The organism is Psychrobacter sp. G (assembly GCF_000418305.1).
GTDB lineage: Bacteria > Pseudomonadota > Gammaproteobacteria > Pseudomonadales > Moraxellaceae > Psychrobacter > Psychrobacter cryohalolentis.
This window is the reverse complement of sequence record NC_021661.1, coordinates 1,559,431-1,575,028: the sequence shown is the minus strand read 5'-3', so window position 1 is coordinate 1,575,028 and position 15,598 is coordinate 1,559,431. Positions and strand designations below refer to the sequence as shown.

Annotated in this window: 12 protein-coding genes; 6 read left to right on the top strand and 6 right to left on the bottom strand. The window is 43.0% G+C overall.

From position 1 onward, the window contains the following. Positions 1-5 precede the first annotated feature (5 nt). Positions 6-596 carry a GNAT family N-acetyltransferase gene (locus tag PSYCG_RS06570; protein WP_020443503.1) on the top strand — a complete coding sequence of 197 codons (591 nt, stop codon included), beginning with the start codon at positions 6-8 and terminating at the stop codon, positions 594-596. 141 nt (positions 597-737) lie between these two features. Next, the gene (locus tag PSYCG_RS06565) at positions 738-2,240 is read left to right on the top strand and encodes a bifunctional 2-methylcitrate dehydratase/aconitate hydratase (protein WP_020443502.1); all 1,503 of its coding nucleotides are present in this window, start codon (positions 738-740) and stop codon (positions 2,238-2,240) included. A 47-nt stretch (positions 2,241-2,287) separates the two neighbouring features. On the opposite strand, the gene PSYCG_RS06560 is transcribed toward PSYCG_RS06565, so the two are convergent. Together PSYCG_RS06560 and PSYCG_RS06555 are read right to left on the bottom strand one after the other, a co-directional pair. Beyond that, positions 2,288-3,079: an SDR family oxidoreductase gene (locus PSYCG_RS06560; RefSeq protein ID WP_020443501.1), complete on the bottom strand. Its 792-nt coding sequence runs from the start codon at positions 3,077-3,079 to the stop codon at positions 2,288-2,290. A 254-nt stretch (positions 3,080-3,333) separates the two neighbouring features. After that, positions 3,334-4,815, bottom strand: coding sequence for a nucleobase:cation symporter-2 family protein (locus PSYCG_RS06555; RefSeq protein ID WP_011513633.1), 1,482 nt, complete (start codon positions 4,813-4,815; stop codon positions 3,334-3,336). 482 nt (positions 4,816-5,297) lie between these two features. Here PSYCG_RS06555 and PSYCG_RS06550 point away from each other — a divergent pair, with 482 nt between their 5' ends. After that, complete coding sequence (locus PSYCG_RS06550) at positions 5,298-6,704, top strand: DUF2868 domain-containing protein (RefSeq protein ID WP_020443500.1); 1,407 nt, start codon at positions 5,298-5,300, stop codon at positions 6,702-6,704. A 114-nt stretch (positions 6,705-6,818) separates the two neighbouring features. After that, positions 6,819-8,420 carry a DUF3482 domain-containing protein gene (locus PSYCG_RS06545; protein WP_020443499.1) on the top strand — a complete coding sequence of 534 codons (1,602 nt, stop codon included), beginning with the start codon at positions 6,819-6,821 and terminating at the stop codon, positions 8,418-8,420. Between the two features lie 41 nt (positions 8,421-8,461). Here PSYCG_RS06545 and PSYCG_RS06540 read toward each other — a convergent pair whose 3' ends face one another. The 3 genes from PSYCG_RS06540 to PSYCG_RS06530 all read right to left on the bottom strand — a co-directional run bounded on the left by PSYCG_RS06540 (position 8,462) and on the right by PSYCG_RS06530 (position 11,608). Then, entirely contained in the window at positions 8,462-9,478 is a 1,017-nt protein-coding gene (locus PSYCG_RS06540; RefSeq protein WP_020443498.1) for an ArsA family ATPase, read from the bottom strand. Between the two features lie 33 nt (positions 9,479-9,511). Beyond that, a complete protein-coding gene (locus PSYCG_RS06535) occupies positions 9,512-9,805 on the bottom strand; it encodes a cory-CC-star protein (protein WP_020443497.1) in 294 nt (97 codons plus the stop codon). 123 nt (positions 9,806-9,928) lie between these two features. Then, positions 9,929-11,608, bottom strand: a complete 1,680-nt coding sequence (locus tag PSYCG_RS06530) for a carbon starvation protein A (RefSeq protein ID WP_011513628.1) — start codon at positions 11,606-11,608, stop codon at positions 9,929-9,931. 305 nt (positions 11,609-11,913) lie between these two features. On the opposite strand from PSYCG_RS06530, the gene PSYCG_RS06525 reads away from it, so the two are divergent. Both PSYCG_RS06525 and PSYCG_RS06520 read left to right on the top strand, forming a co-directional pair. Further along, positions 11,914-12,582, top strand: coding sequence for a hypothetical protein (locus PSYCG_RS06525; protein WP_020443496.1), 669 nt, complete (start codon positions 11,914-11,916; stop codon positions 12,580-12,582). Positions 12,583-12,684: 102 nt separating this feature from the next. After that, the gene (locus tag PSYCG_RS06520; RefSeq protein WP_011513626.1) at positions 12,685-13,248 is read left to right on the top strand and encodes a hypoxanthine-guanine phosphoribosyltransferase; all 564 of its coding nucleotides are present in this window, start codon (positions 12,685-12,687) and stop codon (positions 13,246-13,248) included. Positions 13,249-13,366: 118 nt separating this feature from the next. Here PSYCG_RS06520 and recD read toward each other — a convergent pair whose 3' ends face one another. Next, positions 13,367-15,562 carry an exodeoxyribonuclease V subunit alpha gene (gene recD, locus PSYCG_RS06515; RefSeq protein WP_020443495.1) on the bottom strand — a complete coding sequence of 732 codons (2,196 nt, stop codon included), beginning with the start codon at positions 15,560-15,562 and terminating at the stop codon, positions 13,367-13,369. Positions 15,563-15,598: the final 36 nt, after the last annotated feature.

Below are 15,598 nucleotides of genomic sequence, written 5' to 3'. Positions count from 1 at the left end.
TGATTATGACTTGTGAAATTTCGATAAAAACCTTTGATGAATTAACCTCTGTTGATCTGTATCATATTTTAAAAGCGCGCTCGCAAGTGTTTGTGGTAGAGCAAAACTGTCCCTATCAAGATATGGATGAGGTTGATTTTGATTGCTTACATCTGGTCGCGCATCAAAACGAGCAGCTGATTGGCTATTGCCGCATTATTCCGCCTGTTTTTAATACCAAAAAATCTGCCGTAACCCCATCAGGTCCTATCCCATCGATTGGTAGAGTGCTTGTATTAGCAGCACATCGCGGTGATGGTGTCGCCCGTCAAATGATGCTAGAGGCTATCAAATATTGCCGTAAAAAATACGGTAAAAAACCTATCATCATCTCAGCCCAAACTTATCTATTAAACTTTTACCAATCTCTTGGGTTTATCCCTGAAGGCGAGCATTATCTTGAAGACGGTATTGAGCATGTCATCATGGTGATACCTATTATTAAAAAGGTCAAAGTAAAAAGAGAAAGCTCAGGTACGACAAGCAGTATTCTTAGCTTTTTGCTATTGATATTAGCAGTGTTGTTTATTATTGGTTTGCTGTATTTGATGGTCTAAAGATTTTTCCACTCAAGGCAGGTCTTACACTACTTCACTGTGGTTCGATTGTGAGTATGCTATTTTTGATAGCAGGTTTATTGATTCGTAATAGGATTGATAAGTCACTTATATATCTGACTCAAGGAAGAGGTAACGATTATGTCTACTGTGGAAAGCAATGTACGACCGGAGTATGATAGCGAGATTGAAAAAATCGCCGATTATGTACTCAATTACTCTATAGATAACGACTCACCCAATAGCGCTGATGCTTGGAATACCGCTCGCTACTGCCTGATGGATACGCTTGGTTGCGGACTACTGGCATTACGTTTCCCTGAATGTACCAAGCATTTAGGGCCTGATTGCGCCGATCAAATTACTCCTAATGGCGCGCGTGTCCCCGGCACCTCCTATCGCCTAGACCCTATTAAAGCTGCCTTTGACATTGGCTGTATCGTGCGCTGGCTTGATTATAATGATACATGGCTCGCTGCCGAATGGGGTCACCCCTCTGACAATTTAGGGGCGATTTTGGCAGTAGCAGATTATATCAGCCAGCAAAACGTCAGTCAGGGGCATGCACCTCTTATTATGAAAGAAGTGCTAGAAGCCATGATTATGGCGCATGAGATTCAAGGGGTGTTGGCATTAGACAACTCCTTTAATCGTGTGGGTCTCGATCATGTATTTTTAGTGAAGTTGGCGTCGACCGCTGTTGTTGCCAAACTTTATAAACTGCCACATGAGCGTATCATGGCTGCCATCTCTCAAGCTATCGTCGATGGTCAAGCGCTACGTACCTATCGTCATGCACCCAATGCTGGTAGTCGAAAATCATGGGCTGCAGGGGATGCGACCAGTCGAGCCGTACGTTTGGTCGATATCACGCGCCGCGGCGAGATGGGCATTCCATCTGCATTGACAGCGCCGCAATGGGGCTTTTATGATGTGCTCTTTAGTCATACTAATAAGGATTTGGCGCTTAAGCCTGAAAACGAGCGGTGCTTTACCTTCCAGCGCGAGTTTGGCAGCTATGTGATGAAGAATGTCTTATTTAAGATAAGCTTCCCTGCCGAGTTCCATGCGCAAACGGCTTGTGAGGCGGCCGTTATCTTGCATCCACGTATTGATGACCGCATGGAAGACATTGAAAAAATCATCTTAACGACTCATGAGTCTGCTATTCGGATCATCTCAAAGGAAGGGACGCTGGCCAATCCTGCTGATCGCGATCATTGTTTGCAATATATGGTTGCCGTGGCTTTACTCACTGGTGATTTGATGGCTGAAAACTATGAAGATGATTATCATGCCGAGCATCATATTTTGATTGATGGTCTGCGTCATAAGATGGTCGTTGAAGAAGATGCCGGTTATTCAAAAGACTATCATGATCCAAGCAAGCGCTCGATTGCCAATGCGATACAGGTATTCTTTAAAGATGGCAGTAGTACCGATAAGGTAGCGATTGAATACCCTATCGGTCATAAACGCCGCCGTACTGAAGGCTTACCAATACTGGAAGCTAAGTTCCGTGCCAGTCTTGCGACACGGTTTATCGACAGTCGCTGTACAGAGATTTTTGCATTGTGTAGCGACCAACAACGGTTAGAGCAGACGCCAGTAAACGAATTTATGGATTTATTTGTCGCCTATTGATCGCTTTAATTCGTCAATTTCTAATGAAATAAGGCTCATTCTAAAACCTACCACGGTATAGATTCCCCTGCCCAATCCACAAAAATCCCTGATTGGGCAGCACCCATCTTACTGAGTACCTCAAGCAAGCATTCAGCACTATAGGCTGGCGAAAATAACTGTCCGTCAGCTACGTTGCCCTGAAACGGAGCTGATAGCTGGGTGTTGACGGTGCCGGGCTGCATCACTACCACGCAGACGTTTTTAAGCGAGCGACTCCACTCGATACTCAGATTTTTCATACCCATATTGAGTGCCGCCTTACTCATACGGTAGCTGTACCAACCGCCAAGTTGATTGTCACTGATACTACCTACCCTTGCCGATATCGTCGCAAAAATTGCCGGTTTGTCTGCACTTCGTTCAGCTTTCGCCAATAGCGGCTTGATGTGCTTGGCAATGAGCAAGCTTGCCAAAGCATTAACCTGCATATTCTGTAAAAAAAACTCACTTTCAATCTGTTGTAGTGATTTTTCTGGCTGACGCGTCTTGGTATGCAGTAGTCCAGCACAATTAATCACCCAATCTATATGTGTGGTTTGCTGCTTAATCGCATCAGCTGCTTGTTTGATACTTTGCTCGTCACAGATATCCATCGCTATCCAATACAGATTTTCTGCTTCAAAATCAGGCACGCTTTTATGGTATGTGGCAAAGACACGGATGTCAGTATTGGTGTGCATATCATTATTCGTAAGGGTGCTGGCGTGTTCATTGGCGGCAGTGTGGACCAATTGTTCAACCATGGCTTTACCGATACCGCCTGTACCACCAATGATAAAATAATTTTTAGTATTCATAAGGCGTTCATCCTTGTGAGTATTTATAGGGGTTATAACGCAATATTAAAACTACTTCTACTATATTGATTCAATGTAAACCTATTTACCATAGGGGGAGTGTGTCACTTATCTTGAACGCTGATCATGTGATAAATTTTTGCAGCCTTATTATTTTGATAAAACAGGTTATACAAAAAAAAGCTGCCATAACAGGCAGCTTTTTATACGTTTGCTTTAATTGTCCAGATTTTTCTAGCCTCTGATTTTAGCTTCTAGTGATGCGCTGGTTCTTTTGATATAGGTATCTCTTTACCGTCGCAATCAAACAATTTGCCTTCAGTAAAATAATCACCTTCATATAGATCAATCATCACTACAGGACGTACCGAGCGGTCTTCTGTACCAGCAACAAATACGGACTGTTGGTCTGAATTACCTACTTTTAAGTGGTTAAACAACAAGTTTAGGGCAATGGCCATGATGGCAGCAGAGCTGATACCTGAATGGAAAATCGTGGCAAACCAGTCTGGAAATTGATCATAAAATGCTGGCGCGGCAATCGGTAGCATACCAAAACCGATGGAGGTCGCAACGATGATTAGATTCATATTATTGGTGTAGCTGACTTGCGCAAGCGTACGAATACCACTGGCTGCAACCGTACCAAACAATACGATACCGGCGCCGCCAAGTACGGCGGTAGGAACGGTAGCGATAACACGACCCATAATCGGCATCAAGCCCAAAATAACCAAAATAATACCGGCATAAGCGACTACAAAACGGCTTTTAACACCCGTTACGGCAACTAGACCTACGTTTTGTGCAAAAGCACTTTGAGTAAATGAGCCAAATATAGGGGCAATCATACTGGCTGCCATATCAGCTCGTAGTCCATTACCCAAACGTTTTGAATCGATATCTGTCTCAATGATATCACCAACCGCCAAAATATCTGCTGACGTTTCAACCAAAATAACCAATACCACGATAAACATAGAGATAATTGCCGCAATCTCAAAGGTCGGCATACCAAAATGGAACGGTGATGGGAAAGCAAAAATAGAGCCTGTCGTAATACCAGAGAAATCAACCAAGCCTAATGCCCAAGCAGCAAAAGTACCAATGACCATCGCTAATAGAATCGATAGGCGACTGATCGCCGCATTACCAAGCTTGCTTAGTAATAACACCATCGCTAGCGTGAAGCCAGCAAGACCAATATTGGTCATACTGCCAAAGGTAGGTAAGTTGCTGTTGCCGCCCATTGCCCAGCGGGCAGCGACTGGCATCAAGGTCAAACCAATAGTAGTAATGACGGTGCCAGTCACTAATGGCGGGAAGAATTTGATAATTTGGGAGAAAATAGGCGTGATCAAAAAACCCAAAGCAGAGGCGGCAATGACAGCACCAAACACAGAAGGTAGCCCGCCCCCCGTTGTCACAATCGCAACCACGGTTGCCACACTCGCAAATGATACACCTTGTACGAGTGGCAGCTGACAGCCAAAGAATGGCACACCAATCGTTTGTAATAAAGTCGCAAGACCACCGATAAATAATGAGGCGGCAATTAACAAGCCTATTTCAGCGGGTAATAATCCAGCTGCCTGTCCCACAATTAATGGAACCGCAATAATACCACCGTACATGGTCAGTACGTGTTGAAAGCCATAAGCAATATTGGCGCCAATACCCAAGTTTTCATCTTCTGGGCGGGCAACTGCCGATTGAGAAGTAGATTTAATATCCATATTAAATAGCCGTCCTTCGTGTTCTGTTGTTGATATGTTCTAGGCTTGTTCTTCGACAACTCCTAGAATGGGACTCAAGATTGTTATAAAACCAAATACTCTACCTATCATTGCTAAAAAGGCGTATCACCCTTTTATTCATCAATCTTTATTATTGGTCAGCTATAACGCCACTTTTGTTTATAGTGGCAGATAGCGCTGTGTATAATCTGAATTTGACATTAGAATAGGGATGAGTATTGGATAAAACATTTAAATCAGGATTCTAATGTGTTTTTAGCATACCGCTTATTTATAATAACTGCCAGTTATTATTGACCATATGGTCAGGTTTTTTGTTAGCAACATAAATATCGTTAAAATTGACATCTATACCCTTCAGAAATAAAGTAATGATTGCATCAACAAATACGCTTTTATGATTATAATTTTCAACACATTTTAATATCTCATTTCACCATTGATTATATGGACATCAGACCATGCTATCGCCCCAAGACCAATTGACTGAGCTGGTACGTACTCTTGAGACGCAGCAGCACGTCTTTGCTACTGACCCACTACTCATTACTGAAAAGCTGCAACATGAAGAAGGCGCGCCACTGCAAAAACTGCATCGACGAGCGTCACGAATAGACAGCAATGGCGCGCTGGCAGGCGTGCTTGGTAAGATTGATGGTCGCATCAAAGGCATCATGGTTGTCATGAGCGTGATTTGGTGTCTCTCAGGATTTTTGGGATTATTTACCTTATTGCAGACCAATGTGGTGAACTTCTTTTACGTCTTGGTATGCTTATTGGGTTTTCATAGTCTTATGCTTCTGGGCTGGCTAGTCATGACGCTTATCAATCAAGGCAAGCAGTCTTCAAATTGGTTTGCCAGCTTTGTCAGTCCCAGTTATTTGATACGTGGTAAAGATGATGTAACTCAGGCAGCGGTGAATTTATATGAGCGGCAGCTGCAACACAGCGGTATGCGTTGGTATTTGGGCAGATTTAGTCATCAGTTATGGCTTGCCACACTGACTGGTATGCTGCTTGCGATTATTTTTCTGTTGATCGTGCGTCAATACAGCTTTAGCTGGGAGTCAACGCTGCTGTCCGATCAGGCGCTAATTACCTTGACGCAAGTACTTGGAGGGTTACCAAGTATGGTTGGATTCGATGTTCCGGACAGTACGGCTATCGTACAGAGCCGATTAGTGACCGATGCTATGCCTTTGTCTGTCGCACGGCAATGGGCAGGCTTGTTGGTTGGTAGTTTACTGATGTATGGGATTGTCCCACGCGCAATTGCATGGGCATTTTGTGCCTTGATGTTCCGTCGTAAAAAGATGCGTTTGGATATCAAGCTGCCCTATTATCAAAAGATTTTGAACTTTTGGCAGCGTCATGTGGTTGATGCTGATGATTTTAAGGAAGCCCCTGCGCCTATCGCCCCAAAAGCCCAAGTCAGTGCGGGCAAAAAACTGGTTGCGTTATTAGAGTATCCAGCGGAGCAAAACCAATGGTGGCAGTCGGGTTTCGATACAAGCATTACTGATACGACTGATATTGAGAATTTTGGTATTCTTGATGACCGTGAAGATATGGCACGGCTAAAGGCTTACCTAGATGCAAATCCGGTACAGGTATTGCTTGGTATTCATTTTAAAGCGCTGCCTGACCGTGGTACCTTGCGTAAACTTGATCAGATCGCCAATCACGCCAAACATGGACTGATTGTACAACTGTTAGAGGACAATGGCCTGAGTCTGACAGAGCACCATAATACGGGCAATGATGTTTTAAATGCTGGTTCAGACTCGAATTTAGAAAAACAACATGTTCGTTATCAGCAATGGCAAACTGCCCTATCTGCTCGAAAAATCGGTTTGATTAATAACTGAAAATCTTTTTTTAAACGATGGATTATTGAACTCACACCGAAAGATAGATCAATTTGTTCTACAATAAATGGCTATGATGTTTTTGGATACTACCAATCAATATAAGATTCTATTATGAATAATGATAATAATAATCAGAACAGTCTGCAAAAAACTGATAAGCCTGCAGGGCTTTTTTCTGATAAAGCGTATGAGGTTAATCCTCAAGCATCATCGGATGGATTAGCCACACAGTCATCAAGTGAACCAGAGACTAGCTACAGGGAAGCTAAAAAAACCATCGCTAGTGGTGAGGCATTAAAGCTTGCGGTCGTTGGTCATACCAATACGGGTAAGACCTCTATATTACGTACTCTATTACGTGACGTTTACTTCGGTGAAGTAAAAAATGAAGCCGCAACCACGCGCCATGTAGAGCGTGCCCAACTGACGGATAGTCAAACGGGTGAAATATTGGTGGCTCTATATGACACGCCAGGTTTGGAGGACGCATCAGGGCTGATGGATTGGCTTGAGGATAATACCGCCAGTCGCCGTGATGGTATTGAGCGTTTGCAACAGTTTTTGGCAGCAGACATTGCCCAAGGTGGTGATGCGCTAAGTAGCAATGAGGACTATAGCCAAGAAGCCAAAGTGATTCGTCAGCTGTTAGCAAGTGATATGGCCATCTATGTCGTCGATGCGCGTGAGCCGGTACTCGGTAAATATAGAGATGAGCTGGCTATTTTATCTTGGGCCGCGATTCCTGTTATGCCGGTATTTAATTTCACTGATGCTCAGGATGCCAATATTGATGACTGGCAGACTATGCTGGCAAGACGTAACTTACATATCTCGACGCGCTTTGATTCAGTGGCATTTGAATTTAACGATGAGATGCGTTTATGGCAGAATTTAGCCACCATGCTTACCCACTCTGAGATGCTTGAGCAATTAATGGCGCGCCGCACTGAAAACTGGGCACAGTTATATGATGAAGCCAATATTATCATTGCAGATTTTTTGTTAAACGTCGCAGCATTTGTCCGTGAAATTGGCGAAGATGATGATCCCATGCCAGTATTACAGCAAATGCAAGAAGCGGTTAGACAGAGCGAACGCACAATGCAGCATAATTTGCTGAGTTTATATAAATTTTATGACAATGATGTAGCGGCAACGCCACTTGAGCTACAGGCCTATCAGCAAGACCCGTTCGACCCCGAGCTTCTCAAAAGTTATGGCATTCGCACCACATCAGGCGCTGCGGCTGGCGCGTTACTAGGATTGGGGATTGATGCGGCGGCTCTTGGTACAACCTTGGGGTTGGGTGCTGCCATCGGTGGCATCGCAGGTGGATTGCTATCCAATACTGGCAGTATCGCCGATAAAATATCAGGGGTTAAGCGGTTATATATCGACCCTGCAACATTGACCTTGTTGGCAACGCGAGCAATTGACCTGCTCACTGCCCTACGTCACCGTGGGCATGCAGCAACAGATGCTACGCAGCTGATATATAAGGGTGAGGCGTCAATTGGTGATACTGACGCTGGGAATAATAATGCTATAACGCCATGGGCAACGCACAAACTGCCCAGTGAGCTAAAAAAAGCTCGTGGCAAACCGCAGTGGTCATCACTCAGTAGTGGCAAGTCTGAGCAGGCGCAGTTATTACGCGCAGATATGGCATGGTCGCTGGCAAGTAAGCTGTCGTCGTATCAGGGTCAGCCATAATGCATAAACATGTTAAAGATAATATCTCTTACTGACGGGCTTTATGATGCTGGGCTTACTAATGCACTTAAGGCATCAGTACCGCGTACGTCCGTTTGTTGCAGATATATTGGGTATAGCGGATACTTGGAAAAATTTTGCTCAATATCTTGCATTAATTGCTGTTGGCGCTCAGCACGACGACGCCAAAACGTATCGGACTGGGTCGGATCTATTAACTGATTGATAACGATTGCGGCTGGCATAAGCTTACTGTCTTCTAACTGCTCTATCGCTCGCTTTGTTTCAGCCAGTGGCAATACGTCAGCCGTCATCACTAATACAATGGCGGTTTGTGTACGGTCATGAAGCAGCAACCCTGCCTGACGAAACAGCTGTTTGCGTTTTTCTAGTACGGATACTGCTTGCTCCCAGCGATCACTCTTTTTTTCGGCAAATGGATTGGCTAAGTCGTTTTTATTATTGTGTTGTTCATGACTGCCCAAATGATTTACCACTGAGCGCAGTTTTGCTTGCCTTCGCTGCTGAGCGAGCAATCCATCTGTCCATGCCCCCATCATCTCAGGCAGCACTAATAAACGCAGTGTATGTCCCGTCGGTGCCGTATCAAAAATAACGTGCTCATAGCCAGCATCTGCTGCTTCGACTAGATGGTAACACATAGATTCGAGCATCGCGGCTTCTTGTGCGCCAGGTGCTGATTTTGATAGCCGTAGATGCTCGCGAATTTTTGGCATCATATCTGGATTGGCATAGGAGGTAATGGTGCGTTCAACTTGGGCAAAATGCTCATCAACGATGATGTCAGGGTTTAGTTCAATAGCGTCCAAATAAGGGGTTACGACTGTTTTTTGATTTTTTAGCGGGACGTTTAACACATCGCCCAAGCTATGTGCCGGATCAGTCGAGACAATCAGCGTCTTTTTACCTTGATTGGCATAATAGCTGGCAAGTGCAGCGGCAGTGGTAGTTTTACCCACTCCGCCCTTGCCACCGATAAATATAATCGGCTGTGTCATTAATTGCTCTACAAATGCAGGCAATGGATGTAATGCCATACTTTTATCTCGTTTTAATTAATTCAAAGGAAACTAGCAACAACCAACATGATCAAAGGGACATCTATCCATGCCCATACGTGTATGCCATTCATGGAAGTTTTCTAAAAACAAAGGCTGCAATTCTAGCGTATAAAAGCTAGCAGGATTATCGATGCCTAAGCTTTCCGCAAACATGAGTAGCATAAAAAAATCTTCCTCATCACGCGCGGCGCGTGCCATCGTCTGGCGATACGGCGCATGATAAAACTCGTTTAACCCAGCCGTAAACCGTTGCCACCATGGCTCAATATTTTTTATAGATTTTGTGATATCTGCCTTTTCCATAATGACCCTTATTTTGAGTATGCTTATTATCTATCATGCCTATATGAGACAAAAAACGCCAGCAATTGCTGCTAGCGTTTTTATCGTAATTCAGTAAGTATTTAACTAGGCATTCAACATGGCTTAGAGGTTGCTTTTGCCTCTGTGTATCGACCATTCTTTACGCAGTACTGATAGACTCTCAAACGTCACTAAGATTGTGGCTATCAAGATAATAATATCCATAATAATAAGTAACCAGTTACCGTCATTGAAAAAGGTTTTTAGCTGAATCAATAACGCAAACACTGTCATGACCAGTAAGAACGACAATGGCCCTAAGGTATACCATACTGGTCTGCCTTTACGTAATAAAATAACGGTTACAATCATTAAGGTTAATGCTGCCATGAGCTGATTCGTCGTGCCAAATAACGGCCAAATAATCATACCACCAGCACCATCGATGCCACCAGCACCGAATGCTAATAACAAACAGCTACCAACGGCAAGCAATGTGGCCACCACACTCTTATTCAGCACGGGTAATTTATAAATCTCACCAAATTCTTGGAAGATATAGCGTTGCAAACGTACTCCAGTATCCATCGTGGTACCAGCGAACAAGGCTGCCATTACCGTTAGCATCGTCTGCGATAAAACCATATCAATGCCGACGCCAGCATTCAAGATAGTCGCACCGCCATCAATAAAGGCACCAATAGAGCCGTCGCCAAATTTTTGATAAACGGCTTGCCAATCGCCAAGGGTTGCAAAGCCTGCTGTTGCCGCAAGTATCGCACCAAGTGCTAGCATGCCTTCACCCATGGCGCCGAAGTAACCAACGAATCGTACATCTTCTTCTTTATCAATTTGCTTAGACGTCGTACCCGTCGCTACCAAACCATGAAAGCCCGAGATTGCACCACAAGCAATGGTCACAAACAATAAAGGCAGCATAGATGGTGTACCAATTGGCAATGCTGTGTTGATCGCTGGCGCGACAATATTAGGAGTCGCAATAAAGATGGCGGCATATAATAAAATCAGACCGACAAATAACTGCAAGCCATTGATGTAATCGCGCGGCTGCAACAGCATCCAGACTGGTAACAAAGACGCGATTGCCGCATAGACAAACAAAATAATAATCCAAACAGCATTGTCAGGTAAGCCTAAGAATGTCTCAGGTAACACAATAGGGAACATAGGACCAAGATAGATAAGCCCATATAAAGCTGTGACCCCAATGATTGATACCCAAACCAGATTCATCTTATAGCGATAAATGCACTGACCGATGATAAAGGCGACTATCAAAGCGCCCCAAACTGGCAGCACAGCGGATGGGGTTTTTATCATCATATTAGCAATAGCGACGCCGAATACCGCATTTACCATGAGTAATAATAAAAAGATGACAATCATCATCAAGCTGCGCACACGTGTACCCATGACCGTACCGGCAATCGAGCCAATCGATTGACCTCGATTGCGCATACTTGCCCAAATGGCAGACATGTCGTGGACACCCGCCATAAAAATAGTACCTAATACCACCCAAATGATAGCAGGTACCCAGCCCCAAATAACCGCAATGGCAGGACCAATAATCGGTGCTGCCCCTGCGACTGAAGTAAAATGGTGTCCCCACAACACATATTTATTAGTGGGAATATAATCTACCCCATCCTTCATGGTATGTGCTGGCGTGGGGATACTATTATCCAATGCCAAAATTTTAGTGGCAATAAATTTTGAGTAAAACAGATAACCGCAAAGCATAGCGGCAACAGCAAACAATAGCACGATTGCACTATTCATCTTATCTCTCCTTAGACAAGTAATGGGTAGCCTTATAAGTTCAAGCTTTTTAATTTAGAATATAAAAAATATGTTAAATTAGTCTTCGGCGGGTGACTCAGAGCACCTGACCATACGCAATTAAGCAGTTGATAGAAATTTTGTCATATCATCCATTAATACGGCTGAACTTTATAGTTAGCAGACGTCATCAGTCAGTATATGATATGGTGAATCTTTGGTTGGCAACCCATTTAAATACTAACCGATTTAACGAAGAATGTAACGCTAGTTAAACCTCGAAAACAACAAATAAAGGAAGCACAATGGCGCATTATTTTGGATTTGTACCTTCAGATAAATTAAAAGCATTAATCGTTGAAGCTGAGCAAATCGTTGCATCGAATGAGGAAGTACCATACTACCCATATCGCGATGCTTTAACGCATCAGACTGCGCGTGATCTTATTGATAATTTATTGGTTGGTCTGGTTGACATTATCCCAAATCCTGAACGCCAAGCGTCCATGCGTAAAGTGGTTGTCACTGTTGAACGTGCGACCGATACCTTGCTTAATATTTTGCTGGGTAAAGAAAATAACGAGGAAGTATTGCCAAGCTTCCATTTTCTAAGAGATCGAGCAACCTTTATCGATAATGACGGTCTAAAACGGGTGGGTTTTAAGCTCACAGAACAACATACTGCCATCATTCAAAAAGGTTTTGCAGCCATTACTCCTGAACATGTGGATACCAAGACATTTAAAACCGCACTTGAAACCATAAACGAAGAAACTTTAACTCACTTTATTAGCCGTTTTGCTGAAACCTTAAAATTGGGTATGATTAAACGCAAATCTGTACCTGTTGCCAAAGCAGCTATCGATAAAGGTATGAATATGGCACTTAATAAGTTGTTACCTGATTTGCCAGACAGCTCATTGAATCGCTTGGCGAACTATTACCGCCCTTTTATCGTAGAAAAGCCAGAATAAGTGCCATTATTTGATTAATTTTGCCTCAAAAGCCAGTTGGCATTGGGCATATTCACTAAAATTTGCTAAAATAAGCGGCACTTTTTACCAAAGGCACGTCCGATGACCCAAATCAGCAATCAAGAAATTGAAAAAACATTACGTAACTCAGAATGCCTAATCAGCAGTATAGAAGTTGCTGCCGCTTATGAGCGTTTAGCTGCACAGCTTAATCTGCACTATGCTGGTCTAAATCCGATTGTTATGGTCGTTATGAATGGCGGGCTTATCCCAGCCGGTCAATTACTGACTCACCTTACTTTTTATCATCGTATGCATTATATCCATGCATCGCGCTATCGTGATAACGAAGGAACCAATGAGCTTGATTGGAAATTTAAGCCTGATGTTAACATTGAAGGCGAGCATGTCTTATTGATCGATGATATTTTTGATGAAGGCATCACCTTAAAAGCAGTGGTTGAAGAATTGAGCAAGGAAAAACCTTTATCGATTGAATCATGTGTTCTCCTTAATAAAGAGCATGATCGTAAAGTTAAAGGTTTCGATGTTGATTTCGTTGGTATTAATGTTGCAGATCGCTATGTCTATGGCTGTGGTATGGACTTCCATGGTTACTTACGTCATCTGCCTGGTATCTACGCTATTAAAGAAGACAAGATTTAATCAGTTTTTGGTTGACTTGATAGCATAGTAAAAAAGCATCCAATGGGTGCTTTTTTATTGCTTATTAATAAGTATATGTATTTGAGTGTTTTTTGATAATATAGGCGATAAATACTAACTAAAACTGCAGTGCCAAACCCGTATGGCGCTCAGTCGGTGTCTGAACTGCTTTTTCGAAAGCATGTTTTGTACTATATATAGACACCTGTTTTTTAGCGCGGGTTACCGCCGTATAAATAAGCTCTTTGCTCAAAAGCCTTGCATGACTATTATCAAAAGTAATGGCCACATGATCAAACTCAGACCCCTGCGATTTATGAATGGTCATTGCATATGCTGTGGCTATAACGTCTTCATTTAGCAGATTGACGGCAATTCCCTGTGCTTTATTCTCAAAGAATACCTCAAGTCGGCTTCTTTCATCTCCTGTTTGTAAGCAAAAACCGATATCACCATTAAACAATCCAAGTTCATAGTTATTTTGTAAAACCATAACGGGACGACCATGAAACCATGTATTTTGACCTAGAGGTAGCTTTAGCTCAGTAAGATGCCATTGAGTGATATGATTATTAATGTAGTGATCACCCCACTCGCCATTATGACCAGCACTTAGGACTCTAAACTGATTAAACGTTTGCATTAATGAAGTAATTGTACTTTTTACTGATTCTGGCATGGATTTTTCTATCGGATTCTTTAGTAGTGATTCAACTTTATTTAGGTATGGATAATAATTTAGAGTGAGGTTTGAAATAATTTTATAATTGCTTAGGCTATTTTGTATCTTATTATCTATAACTGTCTCTGTTTGCAACGTATTTACATATTGAAAACTCAGTGCCTTGTCCTGCCTTAACAACTGCCAAATAGCTTGAGTATCTGCCTCTGTCTTATTAATTTGATTGGCAAGCTTCCCAATCCCTGAGTCTGCGCTAAATCGGCGACTTTCTGTTAGCTTTGCATGTATAGGTTGTAGCAATGGAATGCGGCATAAGTCAGCCAATACTGCCCCAGCATCTACTGCGGCTAGCTGGTTCGCATCTCCTAACAATATAAGCCTTGCGCCTGGTTTCACCGCACTCACAAGGTAATTAGCCAGTTCCACCCCCAACATAGATGCCTCATCGACAATGATAATATCTTCGCCGAGTGGATGATTTGCATTGTAACGAGGTCTACCTGTTCGACCAATGCCTAATAAGCGATGAATGGTCTTGGCTTCTTGCAGTTGTAGCTCTACATTCGCTCCATCTAGAGCCGCTTGCAAAGACTCTTGCATTCGCTGGGCAGCCTTACCAGTCGGTGCTGCTAAGGCTAGGCTGGCACTGTCCGTACTGAACCGAATTTTTCCATACTCATCACCCCCACTCTCTGTAGCTTGTTGCAGAGCAATTACTAACTGAGCAACCGTATAGGTCTTCCCTGTACCGGGACCACCAGTAATAATACTAAAGGCATTGTTATTAGCGACATTAATAGCCATTACCTGCTGCTCATGTAGGTTTTCCGGTATCGCTATCTCTAAAGGGGTTATCTGTTGGTTCAAAATAGTATTAATGTGCTGTGCTAAGTTGAATTCTGCTTGCCAAGCTCGATGTAACCAAAAAGTGATCTTAATATTTTGTGTATCAGCCTCTGGTTTATTAATGTGCTGATACACAATAGGTTGATTACTCTTGCTTAGGCTATTTTTACTATTCACGTTAGAATTAGCGTCAGCGAACAAAGTATGCTCATGAATGGGCTGAATGAAGGAATTTAGATTCGTGTTTTTCACTAGCTGATAAAGTGCAGCAACCGCATCAAAGCGTTTGCTGAGTATCTCTTTTTCACGATTGGTGAGTGCCAGCTGCGCCCATAGCTGAGCTCGCTTACCAAACATGATGTCTAGCAGGATAAATAATGATAACTCAGCTGTAGAATCATCCTCTTGCTGAGTAACTGTTTGAATGTCAATCAGTGCTAGAATTGGCGTTGCTAGCATCTCTAATAGTTGCTGCTGCCAGGCATATAGGGTGATTAGCTCGCCATTGATTTGACCGCTAAGCGGCACTTCATGCTCAGTTTCCTCAATGGTGAGTACAGTATGTCCCTCTTCTAAATGAGTGGCCAACATAACGAATAAAGCAGTAAATAAGCCATTTTGTTCCGTCTTATCGATTTGCTTACTATCAGCATTAGCCTTTGCCTCAGTGACGTTATACGCTAAGTGCGTTTGCTGACGGCGCATCAATATATAATCACTGATGTTACTAGCCCAGCTTTCTTGTAAGCTAACGCCCGCTCTGCTCTTATTATTATTATTACTCATAGTATGCTTGTCTCTATTTTTATCCAGTTAATCGCT

Coding starts and splice junctions, on each gene's coding strand:
- PSYCG_RS06540 (WP_020443498.1), bottom strand. CDS start 9,478: ATGGCATTACATCCATTGCCTGCATTTGTAGAGCAATTAATGACACAG.
- PSYCG_RS06530 (WP_011513628.1), bottom strand. CDS start 11,608: ATGAATAGTGCAATCGTGCTATTGTTTGCTGTTGCCGCTATGCTTTGC.
- PSYCG_RS06570 (WP_020443503.1), top strand. CDS start 6: ATGACTTGTGAAATTTCGATAAAAACCTTTGATGAATTAACCTCTGTT.
- PSYCG_RS06555 (WP_011513633.1), bottom strand. CDS start 4,815: ATGGATATTAAATCTACTTCTCAATCGGCAGTTGCCCGCCCAGAAGAT.
- PSYCG_RS06560 (WP_020443501.1), bottom strand. CDS start 3,079: ATGAATACTAAAAATTATTTTATCATTGGTGGTACAGGCGGTATCGGT.
- PSYCG_RS06520 (WP_011513626.1), top strand. CDS start 12,685: ATGACCCAAATCAGCAATCAAGAAATTGAAAAAACATTACGTAACTCA.
- PSYCG_RS06545 (WP_020443499.1), top strand. CDS start 6,819: ATGAATAATGATAATAATAATCAGAACAGTCTGCAAAAAACTGATAAG.
- recD (WP_020443495.1), bottom strand. CDS start 15,562: ATGAGTAATAATAATAATAAGAGCAGAGCGGGCGTTAGCTTACAAGAA.
- PSYCG_RS06525 (WP_020443496.1), top strand. CDS start 11,914: ATGGCGCATTATTTTGGATTTGTACCTTCAGATAAATTAAAAGCATTA.
- PSYCG_RS06565 (WP_020443502.1), top strand. CDS start 738: ATGTCTACTGTGGAAAGCAATGTACGACCGGAGTATGATAGCGAGATT.
- PSYCG_RS06550 (WP_020443500.1), top strand. CDS start 5,298: ATGCTATCGCCCCAAGACCAATTGACTGAGCTGGTACGTACTCTTGAG.
- PSYCG_RS06535 (WP_020443497.1), bottom strand. CDS start 9,805: ATGGAAAAGGCAGATATCACAAAATCTATAAAAAATATTGAGCCATGG.